Here is a 24,694-nt window from a genome sequence, read left to right as displayed (position 1 = left end):
GATACGAGATAAACATGTTCATCCTCTATTTAGGCTTTGCCATTATTTTAATTGGCGGTCTGGGCTTTCTCATCGCTGCATTTAAAACCAGTATTTTATGGGGTCTAGGCTGTCTATTGTTTTATCCCATTTCCATCGTCTTTCTGATTTTGTATTGGCAAGATGCCAAAAATCCATTTTTCTTACAGCTCATCGGGGTCTTCATTGTATTTTTAGGTTCGATGCTGATCTCACCTGCTGAATTGGGCAAAGTCTAAGTGCCATTTTGAATGTAAAAAAACGCACCAAAAGGTGCGTTTTCATCATGATCTAAAAATCAGTGCCTATATGATTAGCTCATATATTTAGGCTTTTCATCGACCACTTCGGCATGCCATTCATCCACTTGTTTTTCTAACAAACCAAACAATGCAGCCTGAATCATTTGCTGAGCGATCACACTCATTTGATCGCCCAAAATATTGCGTAATTCTTCATTGAATTGGATAGTCACCAAAGGCTCTTTTTCTGAGCCTGCATTACGCAATGCCAACTCACCACCTTCCAATTGAACCAGCTCTAAAATTGCTTCCTGGTTCCCAAAGAGTTCTTTCAACTGTTCTATAGACATATATCCCTCCATGCGCAACATGGTGATAAAGGCATCTGCACTTTGTATTACTTAGATAATCTTATATCGGGTTAAATAAATTTATTTCAAGTAGCAATAGTCCGATTAGAATTCCACCATCTCGTTACGAAATCCATCAATCAATTGGGTTAGATCACGATGCCATTCACGCAAAATAGCGGTATCTGGCAACCATGCTTGCGGTGTTTGAGTGGCTTTAATAATTAAATTTGAAGACGTTTCATCTTCTGGCTCTGGTGCAGACGGTTCAGGTGCATACTGACACATACGATGTGCGCGTTTCAGCTCTGCAATAAAACCCTGCTTTGCCAATTGCTGCATAACAGTCACTTCAGGTGATACCTGACCTTTTTCAGCCATCAGCGTTTCAATCGACTTTAACGTGGGAGCAGGCTCATTTAAACGATAGTAACGCACCAACTCTTGTAAAAACGCAAGTACTGCACCATGCAAATGAAAAACCGCTGCTTCGCGATAAGCCTGAGCTTGTTGAACATGATCGGTCTGCTCGGCTTGCTGACATGCAAGACGGCTAAAATATAACTTTTGATTGGTACGATCAGCATGAAAGCGAGCAACACGAGACATGAACAATTCCCTAAATTTTGGCGTTTTTCTACATGAATAAGCTTAAACGGATTTTTAGGAAATTCACAATAAATATTATGGATGATCGATTTCAATTAAATAAATGTCACGCTTTGCAGGAACAGACATATCCCAATGGATCATCCTGATATTTTCCAGACGCCAAGCCCAGTACCCTGCTGCCCAATATGTCGCCTGCGCTTGCTCTACCTCTGTTTCAGTCCATGCATGAACGTCATATACATCGACCTTCGCCACTGCACGTCCAATATCTTCATCTCCGCTTTCATGTAAGTAGCGTTGATTTTCCACGATCACTAAATCTTTTAAAGGCAAATGTTCGGGCTGCCATGAGCGGACTTCAAGCGTTTTAAGCCCACACGCAATGTTCGAACCAGATGGCGCAACAATCGACAAGGCCGAGTAGCATTTTTTCATAGATCACCGATAAAAAAGGAGCGTTACGCTCCTTTTTGAATTTATGCTTTAGGCTTATCTTCAGCCGCTTTTACGCGAATACCCGCACCTTTGACTTTCAAAGTATTCAGGCCTTTAATCGCTTTTACAGCTTCACGACCATTTGGCATTTCGACAAAACCAAACCCTTTCGATTTACCTGTGCTTGCATCCATAACAACAACAGCAGACTCTACTGCGCCAAATGGTTTAAACAGTTCAACCAATTCTGCTTCAGTAACTGAACGCTCTAAGTTACGTACTAAAATTTTCATTCAATCTTCCAAATAGACAGCATCATCAAAAAGCATTTGTCTATTTTGCTTTTTAACTTGCGTGTAAATCACGTCAAAAATCTATTTTAATCGAGATCGATACCAAAATCTAAATTAATCGATTTTCTTTCGATTAACGCACTTTTTACGGTTTGCTGACGGGTTTTATAGTGTGTTTCCAAACTACATAAATTTCGAGTTAAATCATTCATAAAGTAACTTTCTACTTTACGCCCTTGCTCATCGACAGTTTCACGCGCCCAGTGGTTCAAGTTTTGCTTAGTCAGAATCAGTTCATTTTGCGCACGTGTCAGCGCTACATATAACACGCGACGCTCTTCTTCCACTTCATCGAAATTGCCTTGGGCACGTGCATGCGGGTATTGCCCTGGCGTGACATTCGCCACATAACAGACTTTTTGCTCCGTTCCTTTTGCCGAATGAATGGTAATTAAAGTCACGACATCACTGTCAGATTGGCGTTCAATTTCAGAAATGGACACTGGATCAAGGACATATTCTTCTAAGAATTCACTCAACTGCGTATGTTTGGATGCCAGTTGTTTCACCAAATCAAAATCACCCTGACGGCGGTTCCAATCTTTTTTATAGTTTTCTTCTAGCTGCTCAGAAATCGCTTGAACAGCCAAGCTTACACATTCTTTGACCTGATCTTTCAACACCGACATTTGCTTCATCATCAGAATCGCTTGGTCAGGTACTTTGCCAAACTTTTCCAACTTGGTTGCAATGGCTTGCATTTCTGGCTCAAGTAAAATCTGCTGCGATAACTTACTCGCACCGACATCACCCACACCATTCCACAAGGTTAAAAAGCGCATCCATGCAATATCATCTAAGGGATTGGCCACTACACGCAATACACTGAGTAAGTCTTTTACATGGGCTGTTTCAAGTAATTTCATGCCGCCAATAAAGCGATACGGCACGTTTGCGGCAATACAGGCCGCTTCAATATGACGAGCAGCAAAGCTTGAACGCACAAGCACCATATGATCCGACCATTTGCTGCCCTCGAGGTAATGACGCTCTTTAATATCAATGGCAATCCATTTGGCTTCATCAAACTCATTCGGGAAAATATGCATTTTCGGCTTAATCCCTTCCCCACGATAAGCATCTAAGCGTTTGTCATATTTAATTTCACTTTCATCCAACAACCAATTTGACAGATCTAAAATTTCTTGGGTTGAACGATAATTTTTTTCGAGTTTGAAAATCTGTGCGTCGGGTACACGCTCTTTGAAATGATGAATATTTTCAAAATCTGCACCACGGAAACCGTAAATGGACTGTGCATCATCGCCGACACAGAACAAGCTGACACGTTCTTTTAGTGGCTCAAGTAACGCCCATTGCAGCGGATTGGTATCCTGCATTTCATCAACCAACATGTGGCGACAAATTGAAGCGACATAATCGACCAGTCCATCTGATTCCGCCAAGGCTTTCGCCACAATCGCCAAGATATCGTCATAATCTAAAAAACTACGCGCACGTTTACGAGCTTCGTATTCTTTCATGATATCCGCGATTTGATCTTTTAACGCAAAGTACTCAGGCATTTGCTTTTCCATGGCAATGCTAAGTTTTTGACGCGTATTCCGCGCAAAAGAATATAGGTCACAGAGTTCTTTTGGCTTGGGTAAGTGATTGGGGTTTTTCTTATCATCACGGCCACGAATCAGGCGGAACATCATAAGTTGATCATCACGATCAATAATCGAAAACTGTTCTAGACCAAAAGCTTTTGGAATGCGGCGCAATAGGTACATACAAAAGGTATGAAAGGTTGATGCACGTAACCCTTTGGCTTGCTCACCTAGAGCCAACTCCACACGAGCAACAATTTCACTCGCTGCACGGCGAGTAAAAGTCAAAATTTGAATTTGATTGGCAGGCACGCCTTGATCAATTAAATAAGCTGCACGCGCTACGATGGTTTTGGTTTTACCACAACCTGCTCCTGCCAAAACCAAGCTATGCTGTGCTTCTGTTGTTGCGGCTTGTTTTTGTTGAGGATTTAATTCATCAATCAGGTTGGCTAAACTCATGGTGTCTCATCGTGCTATGTGAATTGGTAGTTTAACAGAGCTACCCTAAATTCACAGCGTAGACGACTACAAAGTGACTCAACTTGACGCGGAAACACACCGTTTTAACCATGACTATTCATTTAAAATTTTCATTGTTTATACAGTAAAAAATCAGTAGATTTACAATTCAATATCATTAGAAAAACAAAGACCTATTTAAATCCATAGGCTTATAACTTTAGAAAATAACCGTCTCTAGGAATCATGACATGTTCAATAAATGTTCACAGCTTTCATTGTTGGTACTGAGTGGTAGTTTTTTTCTAAGCCCAAGTATTCAAGCTGCAGATGGACTTAGTCCCATGACACCTAGTGAGTGCCAAAAAGATTTTAACTTTAGCTCTGAATTTATACTCAAAAATGATGCTGGTATTCGAGCAAAAAACTGGGACAACTATCCAGAAAATATTCAAAAGGTCATAAATGAGCAAAACACTAAAATTACACAAGTAAATTCGGTCGATGCCTGTAAAGAAATTACCAATCACTTTCTCAAATCTATTCGTAAAGGCCATCTGAGCTTAGGCCAAAAAACCATATCAGAAGCCATCACAGAGAGTTCAACAATACAATCAAGCAATCTCGTGACCACGCAAAAATTATCCGAGCAGACAACCTTAATTACCATCCCAACTTTTGATCTGTCTGTTCAAAATCAACTTGAAAAGATCATTCAAGACAATCAAAACCAAGTGTTAGACGCACGTTTTTTAATTCTTGATCTACGCAAAAACTCAGGCGGTTTTGATACATCAGCACAACCCCTTTATCCACTTTTGGGAGCAGCTGAGTATTGGTTTGAAATGCCCCAAATTTATGCATCTACAGATAATATTCAATCATGGAAAGAAACAGCCAAAACCTTACCTGATGGAGAAATCAAGGTAGAATTTAATCGTATGATTGCTAAACTTGAAAGCAACAAAAATAGCTGGGTTGGGATGACAAAGCAGAAAGAGGAAAAATATGTGATCGCCCATTCAGACGTAAAAGCTACGCCCCAAAAAGTTGTTATTCTGTCAGATGAAGAATGCGGTAGTTCGTGTGAAATGTTTATTTTAACCGCACGTCAAAATCCGAATGTTTTAGTCATGGGGCGTAACACTTATGGGGCTTTAGATGCTTCAAATATTCGAACCATCAAAACGCCATCTCAACAATTCACACTGTATTATGCAACCACATTTATCCACCGCCGTACCGGGCAGCAAATTGACGACATTGGTATTGCACCTAATATTCGTCTCCCTAAACCGCAAAATCTAACCGAGTACCAAGCAGAAGTTACATTTGCACAGCACTATTTAGAAAATCGCTTATAGAAATAACACTTTTCAGAACCGATCCATCTTAAGAGGAGTAGGTTCTGATCTTTTACATATAGAATTGATGAGATCTTTACAACTTTTTTCTAAGTATGTTTCTGCATTTTTTAATGTATCTTTCAACTTACAATCTGGTGGATTAATCCCAACAATCTGTGTGAAACCTAAATCATAGAGTTCTGCTATCCCCTCACCCACTAGACCAGTAAAGGCGATCACAGGTTTATTATACTTTTTTGCAACTTGCGCCACACCAAATGGCGTTTTACCGAACTTAGTTTGATGATCAATTTTCCCTTCACCTGTCAGCACATAATCTGCCTGTGCTATTTTTTCATTCAACTGACATTGTTCAATGACCAATTCCACACCTGATTGCATCGATGCACCTGCAAAAGCCATCAACCCAAAACCTAATCCACCTGCAGCGCCTGCACCTGCGACAGCACGTAAAGCACAATCCAATGTCGCTTCAACCACATCGGCATAATGACTGAGGTTCTGATCTAACTGACGCACCATCTCCTGCGTTGCACCTTTTTGCGGGCTAAAGATATGGGATGCACCATTTTCACCACATAGTGGATTAATGACGTCGCTGGCAATGATAATTTCTGTATGCGCTAAACGTGAGTCGAGCTGCGTCAAATCAAGACTTTTAATTTGATCAAGACAACCACCACAAACTGCTATTTGCAAGCCATTTTCATCTAAAAATTGTGCCCCCAAGGCCTGCGCCATACCTGCACCGCCATCATTGGTCACACTCCCGCCTAAGCCAATGATAATTTTACTTACTCCGAAGTCTAGAGCAGCCTGGATCATTTCGCCCGTACCATAAGTTGACGTCAGTAAAGGATTTCGCTGAGCCATATCAACAAGATGAATACCATTAGCTTTTGCCATTTCAATCACTGCGGTTTTTCCTCCGTCAATCAAACCGAAATACGTCGTCACACGTTGATTGGGCAAAGGACCTGTAAGCGCTATCGGCACTTTTTGACCGTGGCAAGCACTGAGTAACGCATCCACAGTTCCCTCACCGCCATCTGCCATTGGCACAGCGATGACATTTGCATCAGGTATGAGTTTTAAAATTGCACGCCGCATCGCGTCACAGGCTTGTTGAGCACTCATACTTTCTTTAAATGAATCGGGCGCAAGAACAAAAGTGGTCATCTAAATGCTCAAAATAAAACTTGTCCTCAACCATAACGGTTTTAAAATAGCAGGTATATCTAAAAACATCAGAAAGGCTCGAAATGTCACGAATCAATCTAGGTCAGTCTGCACCTGAGCTATATAAAAAAGTCGCAGAACTTGATGCACTGGCAATGAAAAAAATAAATGAAGCTGGCCTAAGTGAAGGATTAGCTCATTTACTCAAATTACGTGCATCCCAAATCAACGAATGTGCGTTCTGTATTCGCATGCATGCGCAAGATGCACTTAAAACAGGTGAAAGCATTGAACGTATTAGCCTACTCAATGCATGGCGTGAAACTGCGTACTACGATGAAAAAGAACGTGCGGCTTTAAGCTTGATCGAAGCGATCACGTTAATTGCTGAAGGCCAAGTTCCCGATGCAGTTTATGAAGATGCTTTGCCCTTTTTAACAGATGAGCAAATCAGTGCCGTGGAATGGCTGGCTATTGTGATCAACACATGGAACCGAATTGCAATTAGTAGCCGCTATAGCGTTAAACCTTAACGGGTTGTACACATTAAAAGTGAATAAAAAAAAGAGTGCCTCAGCACTCTTTTTTTATTTATCAGATCCGCAAGCAGCTTACTGCTCTGCCGAGCTTTTCGGCACTTCACGTCGAATATAAGAAGCCAAAGTAAGGTAGTTGACCCCTTGGAATAAAATATCAACCGCCAAGAATAATCCTAATACCCAAAATGGCGCATCAGGCGACATCAAAATGATCACACCCGTAATCAAGGTCAATAGACCTGAAAATAGTGTCCATCCCCAACCTTGAAATGCTCGAAAAAGCACAGCATTAAAGATACGAATGACCCCTGCAATGATCAAGATAATCGCCAATAAATTAGTCAGGACAATGGCTGTTTTGACAGGCGTTGTAAATGCATAATAGCCTGCGACCAAATACAGCACACCAAATAGTGCCCAGAACCAGCGGTAGCCGCCTTCAAAAATTTTAAATGCCGCGACGAAGTGGATTACACCACCTAACATCATCAGCACACCAAAAATATAAATCACCGTAAGTGTCGCAAATGGCAAAGCTGCCAAAAGGACCAATCCGAAGACCACCAATAAAGCACCTAAACCGAGATACCACTTACGGTTTTCATGGAGCTGACTGCGAATTAAATCGTTGCCTACTGTTCTCATGTTTTTTCTCAAGTTATTCGTTATTCAATGGATTATGCAACTTTATGATGAAGAAAAATGAAAGAAAAGTCCAAATCTTATCCACACTGCTGACTTAGACTGTGGATAAGATAGGTTTTATCCACATTATTTTTTCCATCCCACTTCAATCGCTGTGATGTCATTCACCACAGTATCAGCTAAATCTTCAGGCATTTTACTTTGCGTCTGTGAGGTAGGAATATGCCCCGCCATTAGTTCAGCTTTTCTTTGTGGAAACAAAGGCTGCCTTTGGGGTTCTGCATAACCGACAGGGAAGATTGGCTGACCTGTGGCCAAATCGTACTTATCAGTTGCACCAAAAGCGTGTAATAACTCATGGGCTAAAACGATTTTATTCTGCGCTGTCTGTTTATTCGATGCAAATAAATTCACCGATCCAATTCGACCATTTTCCAAAGCTGTGGAATGTTTAAGTTCTTTGGTTTGGGTCGGATCGTAATAATTTAGAAAGAGCGTGACACTCGAAACACCATCTACATTTTCATGCTGCTGCCAAGCATAGTAGCGGAATTTCAAACTCCATAAGATAACGTCCAACATACCGGCGTCATTGGGTACTTTGGGAGGTAAAACTTTCAGCTCGCGACCTAACTTAAAATACACATAAGTCGGTTGCCCTCGGTATTTCTGTGCTGTCGCTTGTAAATATTGTTGAACATCGTTTAAATCATTGACAGAAAGCTGCTGTATATAAGCTTGTGTGCTCTCTCGACCATCAGCATTAATTGGATGTAACAATACAAAGATCGGTTTACTCCAGTCTTGATTTTTGTCTTTATAGGCATTGACTGCGACAACCAATAAAATCAGCAATAAGCACAGTACCCGAATTTTTTTCCACATTCCCCAAGATCTCAATTAATTTTTAGCGTTTATTTTCAGAATTAAAACAGAACATTCGTAGAATGTCTTGGTCAATTTAAAAGCTCAATCGATTACTTACTTTAAAAAATCCTTGATCAAAAGACATAAAAAATGCCGACCGAAGTCAGCATTTTATTGGTTTTAAAGCTTAAGCCTCAACCCACTTACCGTCTTGGTACACCAAAGACCATTTGGTTTGTTTGCCTTCAGCATTTTCAGAACCAATATATTGTGCTTGGTTTTTACGGCTGAATTTCACCAATGTTGGGTTTCCTTCAGGATCGATATCTGGTGCTTGTAAGATGAACTGATATTTTGCATCCAACTGATCTGCGACAGAACGTAGTTCAGCCACTTTCGGTGCACGAGTTTCACGTACTTTCGGGAACTTACTTGCAGCTAAGAATAAACCTGCTGCGCCATCACGAAGGACAAAGAAGTCATCATGTTTGGTTGAGCGTAAGTGTTCCATTTTAATCGGATCTACACGTGGAGGTGCAGGCTGACCACTCTTCAACACTTTACGCGTATTGTCACAGCTATTACATGCAAAGTAAGGACCGAAACGGCCTGTCTTCAATTGCATTTCGCCATCACATTTGTCGCACGGAATGGTTGGGCCATCATAACCTTTGATTTTGAACTCACCTTCTTCAAGCTCAAAACCAGCACAGTCTGGGTTATTACCACAGATATGTAACTTACGGCCGCCATCAATCACATAGCTATCCATGGCTGTTTCACAGATTGGACAACGTTTTTTCGACATTAAATCTGCTGTTTCTGCCGAGTCATCGTCAGACAGTGCAGCCAATGATTCTACAGGTGTTAGGTTCAAAGTCCCCTTACAACGCTCTTTTGGAGGTAAGTTATAACCGGAACAACCCAAGAACACGCCTGTAGTCCCTGTACGAATCTGCATCGGACGATCACATTCTTTACAGTGCACAGCATCCACTTCTACAGGTAAATTACGGCGCATGCCATTTTCACCCTGAGCTGTGGTTAAACGTGTTTTAAAATCACCGTAGAAGCTATTGAGTAACTCTTTCCAGTTACGATCACCATCGGCGACTTTATCTAGCTGACCTTCAAGATCTGCCGTAAATGCATAGTTCATCAAGTTATTAAAGTTTTCATCGAGACGGTCTGTCACGATTTCACCCATTTTCTCGGCGAACAAACGACGGTTATCGAGCTTCACATAACCACGGTCTTGAATGGTTGAGATAATCGCAGCATACGTCGATGGACGACCAATCCCTTTTTTCTCAAGCTCTTTGACCAATGATGCTTCAGTGAAGCGCGCAGGTGGTTTAGTAAAGTGTTGAGATGGGTCTAATTTTTCAAGTTTCAGTAATTCACCGACTTTTACAGCAGGAAGCAGTACATCATCATCCGATTTGTTTTGGCCACGCACTTTAGTGAAACCATCAAAGACCAATGTACGACCTTTGGCTTTGAGTTCGACGCCATTGGCATTGACTAAAATCGTTGATGATAAATATTCTGCAGGGGTCATTTGACATGCAACGAACTGACGCCAGATCAAGTCATAAAGACGCTGTGCATCACGCTCTACACCCACCAAACTATCGCCTTTTAGCGCGACATTTGATGGACGAATCGCTTCATGGGCTTCTTGCGCACCAGCTTTATTGCCGTAGCGATTTGGTTTAGCCGGTAAATATTTTTGACCAAACTCAGTTTCAATATGACCACGAACCATATTTACAGCGTCATCACTCAAGAATGTTGAGTCTGTACGCATGTAGGTAATAAAGCCGGCTTCATATAACCGCTGTGCCAACATCATGGTTTTCTTCACAGAAAAACCTAAACGTGTACTTGCTGCTTGTTGCAATGTAGACGTGATGTAAGGCGCGCTTGGATTAACCTTGGTTGGTTTGTCTTCACGTGCTGAAACTGTGTAGTCGGCATCTTTAATCAGGTTCAGTAAAGCATCCGTTTCAGCTTTATTGTGCAGTTTTAAAGTCTTGCCATTTTGCTTCACCGCTTCTAAGCGGATATCGTCTTTCTTCGACTTGGTATCTGCAAAAACTTGCCAAAATTCTTCTGGAACGAAGGCACGAATTTCACGTTCACGCTCAACCACAAGTTTAACAGCCACAGATTGCACACGACCTGCCGATAAACCACGGGCGATTTTTTCCCATAAGAGTGGCGAGATCATAAAGCCCACAATACGGTCGAGGAAACGACGGGCTTGCTGAGCATTGACTTTATCTGTATCCAGGCGAGAAGGATGTTTAAACGCTTCTTGGATGGCATTTTTGGTAATTTCGTTGAACACCACACGTTGATAACGTGAGTCGTCACCGCCAATGACTTCTTTTAAATGCCAAGCAATTGCTTCTCCTTCCCTATCCATATCCGTTGCGAGATAGACCTCGTCAACTTGCGATGCAAGCTTTTTCAGTTCCGCAACAACATGTTCTTTACCCGGTAGGACTTCGTACTGTGCCTTCCAGTCATTTTCAGGGTCTACACCCATACGATTAACCAAAGCTTTTTGTGCTTTTTTGGCTTTTTCAGCTTCAGTTAATTTCGCACGAGTTACTGGCTTTTTCTCTGCTGTTTTACTCGAGCCGCCTGTAGGCAAATCACGGACATGACCCACCGATGATTTTACGATGTAATCAGAGCCCAAATATTTATTGATTGTTTTCGCTTTTGCAGGCGATTCCACAATCACTAACGCACGCTTTTTCCCAGCATCGGCAGATTTTGCTGTGGTACTTTTAGATGTGGACCGAGGAGCGTTCGCCATAGTTAACCATCATTCCTGTTTAATAGGTTTTTTAAAATTTAAAGTTCAGCCAATGAATGTAAAAATGCTTTCATATCTTCAAGCTGTGTGGCTCTTAAGTCAGATTCTTCGTTCCAATAGAGTCCTACACAGTTTGCCTGCATATCAATAGCATAAATGCCCTTTAATGTAATGGCTAAATCCTTGAACTTGTCATCACCATGTACCAGTTCAAGTTTGTCATCGACCACTAAAGCACGCATTAAAGGCAAACGCGCATCTGGAATCAGCACACTGTAATACGCCACCATACTGGCACGTTTTTCAGAAGCCATTGGAATCTTGGTCCAAGCAGGTGCAGCCACTAAACGTGGGTGCAGCCCCATCTTACGCGCCTTCTCGCGCATAATGCCTAAGGCTTTTTCTCTAGGATTTACTCGAAGTCCAAAAATCGACCCAAGTACAAAGACCACAATAAAAACAGTAACCCAGATTCCAGTATTTTCCATAGCACAACCTTTATATTCCTTTATTAGAGTTGCATAAGCGCAATATAAAACGCAAGTTCACTCGATAAAATTAATTCAGGAACATCTCGTGGCTATACAGCACTTCGTGACCATTCCAATAGATATATCCTTTTTCGATCAACTCTTTAAGTAATAGTCGAACATCAGATTGTGGGAACATTTGCTCCAATAAATCACGTAAGGCGTAGATATCTTTTGGTTTATCTGACTTTAATTCATGCAATTTTCGGATCACTTCCATTTGCACAGGATCAATCTTATTGAAATTTTTAAATAAGCCTTGCTGTGCAGCCTGAATCATCGATGCCGTATCATCAGTATTTGAGGTTTGTTCTTCGAGTGAAGCAGTAAATGCATTCAGGTCTGTTTTTATGGGCAATGCTGTTTCAGCAGTCGTATTTAAATCTAGCTGCACCCATTGTTTGAGTACTTTTTTTCGAATCGAAATCTGCTCATCAAAGCGTTTGACGATTTTTAGATTGATCAACATACCGACCAAATGCTGAGCTTTTTCGCTAGAGACTTGCAAAATATTCATCAATGAGTTTTTCAGTTTATCCAAACTGTTGGGTTTGCCACTGAGTTTTTCCAGACCATCACAATAGTGTTTAATCAGTAATAAATCAGGTTTATTCCGAATGGTTTCTAGGTCAGGAATTTTATACTTCACTTTATGTGAAACTTCTTGTTCTGACTGAATTTGAATGAGATGTGCGCTGAGTCCAGAGCCATCCAATTGTTCCATCAGTAATGCAATATCCGGCATCGCTGAAATGACTTCTATATGCGCATCTGGATCCATCAAGGCCATCAGTTGCCCCACAATCACCGCATATTCAAATTCTTTTTGCGGCGTTTCTGGAATATCCAAAACCACCAATTGACCACTCGCGATCCACCCTGCAATTTCAGTTAAATCTTCAAGTGCATATTCAAATTTTCCATTGCAGCTAAACACATACAAAGTACTGTAATGTTCAATGATATTGCGCAATAGATTTGCTGTGGGCGGGTTATTTTCCAAATCTAGCAGGACAACTTTTTGACTCATGAGATGAAATAATGGGTTTCGATCAGCAGATGCGGTGCATTAGACCTGTCACGCTGCAAAAGGTCAAATAAATTTACACCAATCCACAGCTTTGGCGCTGATTCGTCATCTGCCTGTCATTCAATATCGACATTAATAATGCGGTGGGCGGTTGGTCATTGGGTCAAATGCTGCGATGCCTTCAGATAAATCTGCCGATTCAATACGACGATACAACATCTGCATTTGTTTCTTTAAATCAGCGATTTCGGCATTTTGACGGGCAACTTGATCATTCAATTGATCAACTAAATCATCTAAAAATGCAATTCGGACTTGCAAATCTTCAATGGGTGCGGAAAATGACGCCTGTTCATCAAGATTTTGTTGTGTAGTCAATTTACACTCCTCATATAAGATTTCAGGAAACATTATGGCCTATATTACTTTAAGGGACGTCCAGCTTGCGTTTGGCGGACCTTCCCTACTCGACGGCGCGAACTTCAGTTTAGAGCGTGGCGAACGAGTGTGTTTAATCGGTCGTAATGGTGAAGGTAAGTCTACTTTACTTAAACTGATTGAGGGAACTTTATTGCCAGACGGCGGTGAAGTTTCATTGCAAAATGGCATTACGATTTCAATGCTTGCTCAAGATGTACCCATGGATTCGGGCAAAGTCGCTGATATTGTAGCCGATGGTGCAGGTGAAGCTGCAACTGTTCTACGTGCTTATCATGAAGCCAGCGAAGCCTGCGTACTTGGTGATATGGACGCCTGCGAGCGCATGGGCAACCTACAACATCAGATGGATCAAATGGATGGCTGGTCACTTGAAACCAAAGTGAATGCTATCCTCAGTAAAATGGGCCTAGACCCAGAAGCTGACCTTGCAGATTTGTCTGGTGGTCGTAAGCGTCGTGTTTTGTTGGCACGTGCTCTCTTAACGCAGCCCGATGTCTTACTACTCGACGAACCAACCAACCATTTGGACGTTGAAAGTATTGAATGGCTCGAAAAATTCTTACTCGATCAAAACAATTTAACCCTGTTGTTTATTTCGCATGACCGTTCATTTGTCGACAGCATCGCAACCCGTATTGTGGAACTTGACCGCGGCATTTTGCGTAGCTATGAAGGTAACTATTCACGTTACCTCGAACTCAAAGCTCAGCAAATGGAAGCGGAAGAAAAGCAAAATGCGCTATTCGATAAAAAACTCGCTGAAGAAGAAGTGTGGATTCGTCAGGGCATTAAAGCACGTCGTACCCGTAACGAAGGTCGTGTTCGTGCCCTAAAAGCCTTACGTGAAGAGTCTAAAGCACGTCGTTCACAACAAGGCAAAGTGAGCATGGCAACGCAAGATGCGCAGCGCTCAGGTAAAGTGGTCTTTGAAATTGAAAACTTAGCTGTGCAATTTGGCAACAGCGCTCCAATCATCAAAGATTTCTCGGCACTGGTATTACGTGGTGACCGTATAGGCTTAGTCGGTGACAACGGTGTGGGTAAAACTACCCTCATCAAAGCTATTTTGGGTGAGCAAGAACATACTGGTACTGTGAAAACAGGTACACAACTTGAAGTTGCTTACTTTGATCAGCTTCGAAATACACTTGATCTCGAAAAATCAGTGAAAGATAACGTCTCTGAAGGCTCAGATCATGTCGATGTAAACGGTAGCCGTCGTCACATCTACAGTTATTTACAAGACTTCTTATTCTCTCCAGAACGTGCACGTACACCGGTTAAAGCACTGTCTGGGGGTGAGCGTAACCGTATTCTGTTGGCTAAGCTTCTACTAAAACCATCGAACCTTATCGTGATGGACGAACCGACCAACGACTTGGATATGGTGACGCTTGAACTGTTGGAAGAAATGCTCAGCGCTTACAAAGGCACACTGTTACTGATTTCGCATGACCGTGCATTTATGGACAACGTGGTGACTTCGACTTGGGTCTTTGATGGTAAAGGTCAAATCGATGAATACATCGGCGGTTACCAAGACTATTTGGAACAGCGTCCTGACCAAACTGTCGTGGATCAAAAAAGCGATGTGAAAAAAGCCATGGCTAAAGCCGAAGCAGCGGCTGCCGCTGCGGTGCCTAAAAAAGTCAAGCTCAGCTATAAAGACCAACGTGCCCTAGAACAACTGCCGACTGAAATTGAAGCATTGGAACAAGAGCAAGCTGAATTGTCTGAAAAATTAGCCGACGGTTCTTGGTTCATGACTGACGCCGATGCTGCTACCAAAGCATCACAACGTCTAGCTGAAATTGATGACGAAATGCTGGAAAAAATGGAACGTCTAGATGAGCTAGAAACGCTTGCTAAAGGCTAAGTCCACAAATATTCCACACAGAAAAAGCCGTATTTCGATACGGCTTTTTTTATCTCGTATGACTCGACTGAATTATTAGATCGGATGACTCAGTTTCAAATTGGAGCATACAGCGTCTGTAAAGACGATTCCGCTAATGTGAAAAGCTTGCTATGGTGACGCTCAATATTAGATTGAGTCACGAGCATGCAAATTTCAGATCAAATTGTCTTGGTTACAGGGGGCGCACGTGGCCTCGGTTTGGCGATTAGCCAAACGTTAATTGCTGAAGGCGCACGCGTGGTCGTGAACTATCTATCCAGTCAAACTGCAGCAGAACAATTGACTACCGAATTTCCTCAGCAAGTGTTTGCCTATCAAGCAGATGTCACCGATAAAGCTCAAGTAGAACAGCTCTTTGCTGCAGCAGAATCACATTTTGGGACCGCGATCACCTCTGTCGTGAATAATGCCCTTATCCATTTTCAATTTAATGGCGATGCCCGTCCTAAAATTGAAGAACTGACTGCACAGCACTTACAGCAACAGTTTGATGGAGCAGTTGTCGCTGCACTCAACACCACTCAAGCGGCGCTTCCCAAGATGAAAGCACAGGGTTTTGGTCGCATTGTCAATATTGGTACCAACCTGATACAAAACCCTGTCGTGCCTTACCACGACTACACTGCAGCAAAAGCGGCACTTTTGGCATTCACTCGCACAGCGGCGCATGAACTGGGTGAGTTTGGGATTAACGTCAATATGCTTTCTGGTGGCTTATTACAAAGCACCGATGCCAGTAAAGCGACACCCGATGCCGTGTTTGATTTAATCGCGGCATCGACACCTTTACGTACTGTGACCACACCTGAAGAATTTGCTGCGGCCATCATGATGTTCTTGTCCCCTTACTCACGTGCGGTCACAGGGCAGAATTTGATTGTCGATGGCGGTTTAGTCAAAGGTTAAGTCTGATGCAGCATAAGGTTGAACTTTCTCTTTCAATTCAGCTTCATGCTAAACTGAACCCTATTTTTTAATCTTTGATTTAGCCCTATGAGTCAAAAGCCAACATATCAACCCGGAAAATTCCAATGGTCTTTCTTACTTCCTCAGTATTGGGGAATATGGATAGGGATTGTATTTCTTATGATTTTGGCGATTCTTCCGTGGGCAGTTCAATATCGCCTTGGGCAATTCCTCGGTTCTGTCGCATTTAACAATCTTAAGTCACGTCGTAAAACCACGATTCGCAACTTGGAAGTTTGCTTTCCTGAATGGGCGTCAGAACAAGTTGAAGCTAATGCACGACAGGTTTTTATCGACCAAATGATTGGCATTTTTGAAACTTTAAATGCATGGTACAGCCCGCAGTGGTTCAAAAATCGGGTGCAAATTGAAGGCTTAGAGCATATTCAAAATGCACAAGCTGAAGATAAAGGTATATTGCTCCTCGGCACACATTCTACCCTGCTCGATGCAGGTGGCTATTTATGCGCACAGTTCTTTGAACCGGATGTGGTTTATCGTCCACAAAATAATCCACTGTTGGATATGTTGATTGTGCGTTGCCGTGCCACCATCTATGCCAACCAAATCGACCATGATGATATGCGTGGCTTGATTCGTAATCTGAAAAATGGCCATGCCATTTGGTACAGTCCCGATCAGGACTTTGGTTTAAAACAAGGGGTCATGGCACCATTTTTTGGTACTCCAGCAGCCACTGTTACTGCGCATCGTCGCTTATTAAAAATTGCTAAAGCCGAGGCGATCCCGTTGTATTTTTATCGAGACGGCGACATCAGCAACCCTCAATATCATGTATTGATTGAACCTGCTTTGGACAATTTTCCGAGTGACGATGAAGTTTCGGATGCTATTCGAACCAATAAAATTATTGAAAATCAGCTGCGAATCGCACCGACACAATACATGTGGTTCCATCGCCGCTTTAAAACCCGCCCACAAGGCTATGACAAAATCTATTGAGTTCAACTCAGCACATAAAAAAGAGAAATGCTATGAAAGTGATGCAGCTTTTACCTGAATTGAACAGTGGTGGTGTCGAGCGAGGAACCTTAGAAATAGCTCGTGCTTTAGTGACCGCCGGTCATGAGTCATTAGTGGTTTCAAATGGTGGCCGTATGGTGACTCAATTAGAAGCCGAAGGCTCAACTCATCTCACACTCGCAATCCATAAAAAAGCCTTATCGAGCTTATGGCAAATTCGTCCACTACGTAAACTGATTGAGCAACATCAACCAGATATCGTGCATGTGCGCTCACGTGTCCCCGCGTGGCTCACGCATTTTGCCCTCAAAGGGATTCCAGCTAACAAGCGACCTCACCTGATTTCAACTGTACATGGTTTTTATTCGATTAATCGCTACAGTCAAATCATGACGCAAGCTGAAAAAGTCATTGCGGTCTCGGATAGTGTTGTCAAATACATTACGGATAACTACAAAAACTGTCCTACCGAGGACATTGTGCGTATTTATCGTGGCATCGACCCTGCTGCTTTTCCACATGGCTATCAACCCTCAGCACAGTGGCTCAATCAAACGCTAAAAGACTTCCCTGAACTGGAAAATAAACGTCTGATTTGCTTACCAGGCCGTATCACCCGTTTGAAAGGTCATGAAACCCTGATCCATTTAATGGAACAGCTACAAGCACAGTATCCCGACGTACATGCGGTGGTGGTCGGTGGTGCAGATCCGAAAAAAGCGGCTTATTTACAAGAAATGCAAGACAGTATTGCGGCTAAAGGGCTGAGTGATCGGATTACTTTTGTCGGTCATCGTTCAGATATCCGTGAATGGTTAGCTTTTAGCGATTTGGTTTTGTCTTTGTCGAGCCAAGCGGAAACCTTTGGACGGACAGTACTTGAAGCACTGTCTGTAGGTACACCTGTAATCGGTTGGAACCGTGGTGGCGTAGCTGAAATTTTATCGAATGTCTATCCGCAAGGTTTAGTCACTGTCGATGATGAAACACAATTACTCGACACTTTAAAGTTGCATTTAGACCAACCACAACACGTGCAGCCTATCAGTATGTTTAGTTTAAAAGAGATGTGTGACCAGACTTTGGAGTTGTATACGCAGGTGGTCTCTCAGCATTCAGCTTGATTGACTACACGCCATAGATCTTTGCTGTGCAGGATAACGCTCTGGAAATATTTTTAATTCAGCAACTAGATCTGCATCTAGAAAGGATATTGTGAAATGCACAATATCCTTTTTTATTATGAATGACTCAATGGTGATTCAACCCTACTATTTAGCCCTTCAATTTCGCGCTTCCACTTAGCCCTTCCACACACGGTATCGAGCCATTAACCAGAGGATTAGCGGCAGTAACAAGACATTCAAAATATGTTGCAAACTTTGCCCTATACGCCAAAAGCCTCTATCTAAAATATCATGGCGTGCATTAAACAATTCCAATCCCACTGCGACGACCACAACCGTCCAAATCGCATAAGGTGATTTCAATTGGCGGTGATGGCAAAAGGCCACAAAAAAGAACAGTATTAAGCCAAGGTAAATGGAAAGTGCATCGGTGGATAAGTGTGTAATCTGCAATATTTTTTGGTGCCATTCGGACAGCATAGAACGTCTCATACCTATATTTTTATTGGAAATTCATCGTTTTTTTCTTGGCACACTGTATAAAGAAATTGATCAAAAGAAAAGCAAAAAATTCTATATCACAAAAGCAAAACCCGAGTTCTGCATCCTGCAAAACTCGGGTCTATGAGGTTGTGCTTTCACAAGTATTCTTTTTATTTTTTATTGGCTTTCCTTTCCTGCATCCGTTCCGTGATGCTTCCATCGGCTTCGTCTTCCTTAGTGGGATGTTCCGTTCCCAGTTCCATGTGCCGATGAACAAAGAATAAGTCAATACACTTGACCTGACCATTCGTCAGAAGCCGAAAGCTGTGTAAGCTATTTCTTACACTTTTCTCTTAAATCAAACAAAATCAAGGTGCCTTCGTACCATCCTTATAATCATGGGCGATTTCATCAGTCACAATCTTCTCCTCTTTCTCAGCTTTTTCTATACCCTCCTGAATTGCCTCTTGCGCTTCTTGTTCATCTTCATCTGTTTGCTCTAATTCTTCTTGGATTTGCTCAAATACCCTGCCTGTTTGCAGCACCACATAAACTGGAAAATGGTCTGAACCGATATTGGGCAAGCGTTCCATATGTACCAATGCAAAATCTGTACTATGAAAAATATGGTCGAGCGACCAACGCAGCAGTGGATAATTGGCATGAAAGGTATTTACGAAATGACGTCCAACACGCGGGTCTAAAAGCCCACTGATTCGTTGAAAGAGTCGTGTAGTACGTGACCATGCCACATCATTCAGGTCCCCCATAACGATGCAACTTTCATCTAAATCTTTAATCTGATCGCCCACAATCAGCAATTCTGCATCGCGTAAAGTTGAATCTTTGGCTTCCGTTGGACTTGGCGGTTTGGGATGTAAACAATACAGTTGTACCTGATTTCCTGATGCTAAGGTGACTCGGGTATGGATCGAAGGAATTTCATCACTGAGAATAAATTTGACTTCAGTTTCACTAAGTTCTAACTTGCTATACAAATGCATCCCATACAAATTATCTAAAGGTACGGGTACGCGATAAGGATAATCAGCTTCAATCACTGCCAATTCATTTTGCCAAGTTTGATCGGTTTCTAGCGTGAGTACTAAGTCAGGTTGATGCTTTTGTATTTGTGCCAATAATAAGTGATATTGAGTATTCGGCGTAAGTACATTTGAGACAATGATTGAAATTTGTTTCTGTTTATCTAACTGGTCTGATCGAACTTTTTTGACTTGTTTTTTCCAAATAAAGGTATAAGGCAAAACCATTTTCAATTGATATGCCAGGGCAGCAATCAACCCAATTAAAATGATTTCACGCGCCAAGTCCCATTCAGCATTCCATAAAATTAAGCCTATGAAGGCAAATATGCCCAAAGCCAAGATTTGCAGACGCGGAAAATCTGCACCACGAAACCACCATTCATCTCGTGGTATGAGTGACCAAAATGTCAACCAAATGACGAAGCCAGCCAGTATTTCAATCCAAATCATTACGCCTCCCTTATATTCTTTATTTTTTATTGATTCATAAATTTATATCAGTTTTGCATGTAACATAAACAAGATATATTGCACAATATTATTGGTGTTTTCATTATGTAGCGCTTGCAGTTATGCGCCCTTTTGGTACACTCGAACCCCCTTTTTATTTTTTTAACGCACCGAGGCAAAGTGACATGAAAGTAGGTCTGGTCGGTTGGCGCGGGATGGTTGGTTCCGTCCTTATGCAACGTATGGTTGAAGAAAACGATTTCGCTCATTTCGAACCGTTTTACTTTTCTACCAGTAATGCAGGTGGTGAAGCCCCTGCGTTTGGTGGTAAGACTGCCCCAGCACTTATGGATGCAACGGACATTGATAGTCTGAAGCAAATGGATGTCATTATCACCTGCCAAGGTGGCGATTATACGACTGAAGTTTTCCCTAAGCTTAAAGCTGAAAACTGGAATGGTTACTGGATCGATGCTGCATCGACTTTACGTATGGACGATGAAGCAATCATCGTACTTGACCCAGTAAACATGAATGTAATCAAAGACGGCTTAGTAAAAGGCACAAAAACATTCGTGGGCGGTAACTGTACCGTTTCATTAATGTTAATGGGTTTAGGCGGTCTATTCCAAAATAATTTAGTGGAATGGGCAACCTCAATGACTTATCAAGCAGCATCTGGTGCAGGCGCGCAAAACATGCGTGAACTGATTTCAGGTATGGGCTACTTGTACAACAATACCAAAGACTTGCTGGATGACCCACGTTCACCAATTTTAGATATCGATTCTAAAATTGCACAGTTACAACGTGGCGAAGGTTTCCCATCTGCAAACTTCGGTGTGCCTTTAGCGGGTTCTCTCATTCCTTATATCGACAAACAGCTTGAAAGCGGTCAGTCGAAAGAAGAGTGGAAAGGTCAAGTTGAAACCAACAAGATCTTAGGCAACCAGCAAATCGTTCCAATCGATGGCCACTGTGTCCGTATCGGTGCGATGCGTTGTCACTCACAAGCATTGACTTTAAAACTTCGTAAAGATGTTCCACTGGATGAAATCGAAGATATCATCGCAAGTGCCAACGATTGGTCTAAAGTGGTTCCGAATACGCGTGAAGCTTCAATGACTGATCTGACTCCTGTTGCTGTAACCGGCACCTTGTCTGTTCCAGTTGGTCGTCTCCGTAAGCTCAACATGGGTAAAGAATACCTAGGCGCATTCACTGTGGGTGACCAATTGCTTTGGGGTGCTGCTGAACCTTTACGCCGTATGCTAAGAATTCTCATTGATTATAAAACTGCTTAAGCATTTTTAAGTCTATGAACAGGAAGCCGATCACAATTGATCGGCTTTTTTATGTAACTGTCGTGTAAATATTTTACAATTCTTTGACAACTCGCTAATCTATAATTTTCGCCATGCGACATATATTCGAGCTAAAGATTAAGATGACCGTATATAACAAATTAAAGATCGCCATTTTAGCCGTTATTGCATCTCAAAACCTTCAAGCGATCAGCATTGATCCTGTACAAGTCCAGTCAGCACCCGGGGAATTGCTGTACGCCGAGATTCATTTTCGCCACTCAAACACATCTGTGCCGCTCAATGCAAGTTTAGCCACTGCAGAGGATTTGTTGAGTATGGGTACAGGGCATCAACCACCGGGACATTTAAACTTCTTTACGCGTCGTGATGGTGCAGGCAACGGGGTAATTACCATTACCTCTTCGCGTCCAGTAACCGATGCTGAGCTTAATTTTATTGTCAATATTAAAGAAGGGAATGCTTCACGCCTGCAACAAATTCGCACACCATTAAAACGCAATCCAGCGCCGTCGAATGCGAATCAAACACGTGCCAATGAGCGTGCTTTAGCACCTGTCGTGATTGTAAATGAAAAAGATATTGCCTTAAATTTACCTGTCAGCACACTGTATACCGCAAAAGCACCCGTAGCTGCAGAACAACCCTTATTACTCAGTACCAAAGCACCTCCACAGTTAGCACAATTAGCAACGTCAACGCCTGTTGCGATTGAACCTGTCACGCATGTACAAAATTATAGTGTTACGCCTGCGGAGCAACATAGCGGAAGTACTTCATCAGGTGCTGAAACATCAATTTCGCAAGTTACAAAAACCAATTCGACCGGCTCTGTCAGTTCAGAAATGCAAGCTGCAACAGCATCAACTGCAAAGTCTCAAGACCCATTGGCACAAAAATTTGCTGCTGAGCAGGCAGCACAAAAACATGAAAACCCAACAACGACAGCTCCAACAGCATCTACACCAAAACCAACAAGTACTGCAGCTGCATCAACAGCAACACCAGCGGCAAAATATGTGGTTCGCTCGAATGAAAGTCTTTGGGGGATTGCCTCACGTATCGCGACAGAACAAAACCGCCCTGTCTCTGAAGTCATGCAACAGATTAAAAACAGCAACGAACATGCATTCATTCAGGGCGACGTAAACCGTCTGCGCCGTGGTGCGGCATTAAATCTGCATGGTATGCAGCAAGCAAAACAGCCTGTAAAAGTCTCTGCGGCAGAACTTGCCAAAGTGCCTTCGAAGCAGTCAGGCAAAACCAAATACCGTTTGAATCAAGCTGAAATGAGTCTGGTTGCAGAGAAAGCGCAAGATTCGGCACAATCTTCTGCCAACAGTGCAGCAGAAAAGAATAAAACTTCGAAAGAGTTGTCATTAAAAGTTATGACATCTCGTGAAAAAACCGTTAAATTACAGAGAAACGTAACTCAATTAGAATTGGCGCTAAATCAAAAGGATCACAGAATTCAATTATTAAATGCTCGTCTTGCTCAACTGCAACAACAGTTGAAAGCACAACAAGCAGATAAAACAAGCCAATAAGCTAAAACGTTACCAATCAAGATTTTATAGAGATGAGTGCAACTTTATATCGCTCTATCTCCAAGGGGTTAAAACATGCTGATTTATGTGATTCCATTAGTGATCTTAGTGATCGTATTGGTTATTTTAAACAAACGCCAAAAAAATCAAGAATCAGATAAAGCAAAACCAACATCCACTAAAACCAAGAAAACGGGTGTTTCAGCTAAAGCGACTCCGAAGAAAACTCAAGTGGTTGAAAGCAGTGTCATTGAAAAAAAATCAATGACACCATTAACGACAGAAGCTCGTGGCAAAATTGAAAAATTAATTGCAGAACGTAATTTCTTTTCTGCTGAAGCGCAAATCAATCAATCATTAAAACGTGACAACTCACAACATGAGTTATATCTATATCTATTAGATATTCACATTTTACAAAAAGACGAATTTGCCATCAGCCAATTGCTGAGCCATATTCGTTCACTTGAACTCGATGAAATTTTAGAACAAGCTGAAGCAAAAAAAGTAGAGTTTGAAAATTCTCAAAATGTGAAAGATGATGCCATTAACTTTGTATCACCGATCACTGAAGAGGTTCCATCAAAAGCTCAAAATACCTCTGATTTTGATGCTTTAATGCAAAGTTCAACTGCTGCACCTGTTGAGCCCAAAGCAGCCGAAATTAAACCACTAGATTTTAATTTCACCACTGAAACGCCTGCAAAAGCAGACATTTCTACCCCAGTTGAAAGTGCTCCTGCTGAAAAAATACAGCCGCTTGAATTTGACACGCTTTCAATTTCACCAGAACCTGCACTTGAAGCGACACCGAAAACCGAAAAGATTGCTCAGCCATCTCCTGCCGTTGAAGAAATCAAACCGATTGATTTTGCAATGGACTTTGCCCCAAGCACTGAAGCTGCGGCTGAAACCAAAACAGAAACTGTAGAAGATAAAATCGAGCCTTTAGATTTTTCATTTACAACAGAAACACCAGAGGTAGAAGAAAACAAAGTTGAAGCTCCAACCTTAAACTTTGACTTAGGTGCTTTTGAAATAGCAAAAACAGAAGAAGCGGTTGTTGCTCCTGCAACAGAGATTAACCTTGAGTCTACGCCTGAAATTAAACCTGCCGCACCTGCTTCAAGTGGTGTGAGTTTTGACATTAGCGGTTTAGGCACACCGTCAACCCCATCTGCTACAGACCAAAATGATCCATTGGTTCAATCATTCCCTGAACTGGTTGAAGTCAATGAAATTGAATTGAATCTTGAATTGGCAGCGCAATACATCAAACTGGGTGCTTATGACGCTGCACGTGAAATTTTAACTGAAAAAGAGGCTGAGTTTTCTTCATCTCAACGTCAACAAGCAGATCAGTTACTGAATCAAATCGCATCTTAAGCAAAAGCG

24 protein-coding genes are annotated in these 24,694 nt (G+C 42.0%); 10 read left to right on the top strand and 14 right to left on the bottom strand.

Annotated elements, in window-relative coordinates:
* Positions 1-14 precede the first annotated feature (14 nt).
* Positions 15-257 (top strand): hypothetical protein, encoded by a 243-nt coding sequence (locus tag FTU83_RS07780; RefSeq protein ID WP_180106013.1) that lies wholly within the window; start codon positions 15-17, stop codon positions 255-257.
* Positions 258-331: 74 nt separating this feature from the next.
* Here the strand turns inward: FTU83_RS07780 and FTU83_RS07775 are convergent, their stop codons facing one another.
* The 5 genes from FTU83_RS07775 to FTU83_RS07755 form a co-directional block, all read right to left on the bottom strand.
* Entirely contained in the window at positions 332-610 is a 279-nt protein-coding gene (locus FTU83_RS07775; RefSeq protein WP_078192732.1) for a hypothetical protein, read from the bottom strand.
* A gap of 105 nt (positions 611-715) precedes the next feature.
* Positions 716-1,219 carry a DUF6586 family protein gene (locus FTU83_RS07770; protein ID WP_180106014.1) on the bottom strand — a complete coding sequence of 168 codons (504 nt, stop codon included), beginning with the start codon at positions 1,217-1,219 and terminating at the stop codon, positions 716-718.
* Between the two features lie 75 nt (positions 1,220-1,294).
* Positions 1,295-1,657: an ASCH domain-containing protein gene (locus tag FTU83_RS07765; RefSeq protein WP_180106015.1), complete on the bottom strand. Its 363-nt coding sequence runs from the start codon at positions 1,655-1,657 to the stop codon at positions 1,295-1,297.
* Between the two features lie 41 nt (positions 1,658-1,698).
* Entirely contained in the window at positions 1,699-1,950 is a 252-nt protein-coding gene (locus FTU83_RS07760; protein ID WP_078189697.1) for an RNA-binding protein, read from the bottom strand.
* An 86-nt stretch (positions 1,951-2,036) separates the two neighbouring features.
* Entirely contained in the window at positions 2,037-4,025 is a 1,989-nt protein-coding gene (locus FTU83_RS07755) for an ATP-dependent helicase (protein WP_180106016.1), read from the bottom strand.
* Between the two features lie 251 nt (positions 4,026-4,276).
* Here FTU83_RS07755 and FTU83_RS07750 point away from each other — a divergent pair, with 251 nt between their 5' ends.
* The gene (locus FTU83_RS07750; protein WP_180040572.1) at positions 4,277-5,389 is read left to right on the top strand and encodes a S41 family peptidase; all 1,113 of its coding nucleotides are present in this window, start codon (positions 4,277-4,279) and stop codon (positions 5,387-5,389) included.
* Between the two features lie 12 nt (positions 5,390-5,401).
* Here the strand turns inward: FTU83_RS07750 and FTU83_RS07745 are convergent, their stop codons facing one another.
* Entirely contained in the window at positions 5,402-6,571 is a 1,170-nt protein-coding gene (locus FTU83_RS07745; RefSeq protein ID WP_180106017.1) for a glycerate kinase, read from the bottom strand.
* 83 nt (positions 6,572-6,654) lie between these two features.
* On the opposite strand from FTU83_RS07745, the gene FTU83_RS07740 reads away from it, so the two are divergent.
* Positions 6,655-7,104, top strand: coding sequence for a carboxymuconolactone decarboxylase family protein (locus FTU83_RS07740; protein ID WP_168377894.1), 450 nt, complete (start codon positions 6,655-6,657; stop codon positions 7,102-7,104).
* A 78-nt stretch (positions 7,105-7,182) separates the two neighbouring features.
* On the opposite strand, the gene FTU83_RS07735 is transcribed toward FTU83_RS07740, so the two are convergent.
* The 6 genes from FTU83_RS07735 to FTU83_RS07710 form a co-directional block, all read right to left on the bottom strand.
* Positions 7,183-7,755 (bottom strand): HdeD family acid-resistance protein, encoded by a 573-nt coding sequence (locus FTU83_RS07735; RefSeq protein ID WP_180021110.1) that lies wholly within the window; start codon positions 7,753-7,755, stop codon positions 7,183-7,185.
* 126 nt (positions 7,756-7,881) lie between these two features.
* Entirely contained in the window at positions 7,882-8,640 is a 759-nt protein-coding gene (locus FTU83_RS07730) for a hypothetical protein (protein ID WP_180106018.1), read from the bottom strand.
* 169 nt (positions 8,641-8,809) lie between these two features.
* Entirely contained in the window at positions 8,810-11,452 is a 2,643-nt protein-coding gene (topA, locus tag FTU83_RS07725) for a type I DNA topoisomerase (protein ID WP_180106019.1), read from the bottom strand.
* A 38-nt stretch (positions 11,453-11,490) separates the two neighbouring features.
* Positions 11,491-11,940: an ammonium transporter gene (locus FTU83_RS07720; RefSeq protein ID WP_180005286.1), complete on the bottom strand. Its 450-nt coding sequence runs from the start codon at positions 11,938-11,940 to the stop codon at positions 11,491-11,493.
* A 70-nt stretch (positions 11,941-12,010) separates the two neighbouring features.
* The gene (locus FTU83_RS07715; RefSeq protein WP_180048836.1) at positions 12,011-13,012 is read right to left on the bottom strand and encodes a hypothetical protein; all 1,002 of its coding nucleotides are present in this window, start codon (positions 13,010-13,012) and stop codon (positions 12,011-12,013) included.
* A 132-nt stretch (positions 13,013-13,144) separates the two neighbouring features.
* Positions 13,145-13,390, bottom strand: coding sequence for a SlyX family protein (locus tag FTU83_RS07710; RefSeq protein ID WP_078189840.1), 246 nt, complete (start codon positions 13,388-13,390; stop codon positions 13,145-13,147).
* A gap of 34 nt (positions 13,391-13,424) precedes the next feature.
* Between FTU83_RS07710 and FTU83_RS07705 the strand changes: the two genes are divergently transcribed.
* The 4 genes from FTU83_RS07705 to FTU83_RS07690 all read left to right on the top strand — a co-directional run bounded on the left by FTU83_RS07705 (position 13,425) and on the right by FTU83_RS07690 (position 18,445).
* A complete protein-coding gene (locus tag FTU83_RS07705; protein ID WP_180106020.1) occupies positions 13,425-15,329 on the top strand; it encodes an ATP-binding cassette domain-containing protein in 1,905 nt (634 codons plus the stop codon).
* Between the two features lie 186 nt (positions 15,330-15,515).
* Positions 15,516-16,277, top strand: coding sequence for a 3-oxoacyl-ACP reductase (locus FTU83_RS07700; RefSeq protein ID WP_168377903.1), 762 nt, complete (start codon positions 15,516-15,518; stop codon positions 16,275-16,277).
* An 87-nt stretch (positions 16,278-16,364) separates the two neighbouring features.
* Complete coding sequence (lpxL, locus tag FTU83_RS07695) at positions 16,365-17,300, top strand: LpxL/LpxP family Kdo(2)-lipid IV(A) lauroyl/palmitoleoyl acyltransferase (protein WP_180106021.1); 936 nt, start codon at positions 16,365-16,367, stop codon at positions 17,298-17,300.
* A gap of 32 nt (positions 17,301-17,332) precedes the next feature.
* On the top strand, positions 17,333-18,445 hold the full coding sequence (locus FTU83_RS07690) for a glycosyltransferase family 4 protein (protein WP_180106022.1): 1,113 nt from the start codon (positions 17,333-17,335) through the stop codon (positions 18,443-18,445).
* A gap of 177 nt (positions 18,446-18,622) precedes the next feature.
* Here the strand turns inward: FTU83_RS07690 and FTU83_RS07685 are convergent, their stop codons facing one another.
* Both FTU83_RS07685 and FTU83_RS07680 read right to left on the bottom strand, forming a co-directional pair.
* A complete protein-coding gene (locus tag FTU83_RS07685; RefSeq protein WP_257222548.1) occupies positions 18,623-18,928 on the bottom strand; it encodes a hypothetical protein in 306 nt (101 codons plus the stop codon).
* 371 nt (positions 18,929-19,299) lie between these two features.
* Positions 19,300-20,427: an endonuclease/exonuclease/phosphatase family protein gene (locus tag FTU83_RS07680; RefSeq protein WP_180062918.1), complete on the bottom strand. Its 1,128-nt coding sequence runs from the start codon at positions 20,425-20,427 to the stop codon at positions 19,300-19,302.
* Between the two features lie 185 nt (positions 20,428-20,612).
* Here FTU83_RS07680 and asd point away from each other — a divergent pair, with 185 nt between their 5' ends.
* The 3 genes from asd (at position 20,613) to FTU83_RS07665 (ending at position 24,685) form a co-directional block, all read left to right on the top strand.
* Positions 20,613-21,731: an aspartate-semialdehyde dehydrogenase gene (gene asd / locus FTU83_RS07675; protein ID WP_111884081.1), complete on the top strand. Its 1,119-nt coding sequence runs from the start codon at positions 20,613-20,615 to the stop codon at positions 21,729-21,731.
* 143 nt (positions 21,732-21,874) lie between these two features.
* The gene (locus FTU83_RS07670) at positions 21,875-23,299 is read left to right on the top strand and encodes a hypothetical protein (protein ID WP_180106024.1); all 1,425 of its coding nucleotides are present in this window, start codon (positions 21,875-21,877) and stop codon (positions 23,297-23,299) included.
* 75 nt (positions 23,300-23,374) lie between these two features.
* The gene (locus tag FTU83_RS07665; protein WP_180106025.1) at positions 23,375-24,685 is read left to right on the top strand and encodes a fimbrial protein FimV; all 1,311 of its coding nucleotides are present in this window, start codon (positions 23,375-23,377) and stop codon (positions 24,683-24,685) included.
* The last annotated feature ends 9 nt before the right edge of the window (positions 24,686-24,694 follow it).

Origin of the sequence: Acinetobacter sp. YH12152 (assembly GCF_013418285.1) — a bacterium.
GTDB lineage: Bacteria > Pseudomonadota > Gammaproteobacteria > Pseudomonadales > Moraxellaceae > Acinetobacter > Acinetobacter amyesii.
Note: the sequence above shows the minus strand (reverse complement) of the source record. Positions and strands in the feature narration are given on the sequence as shown.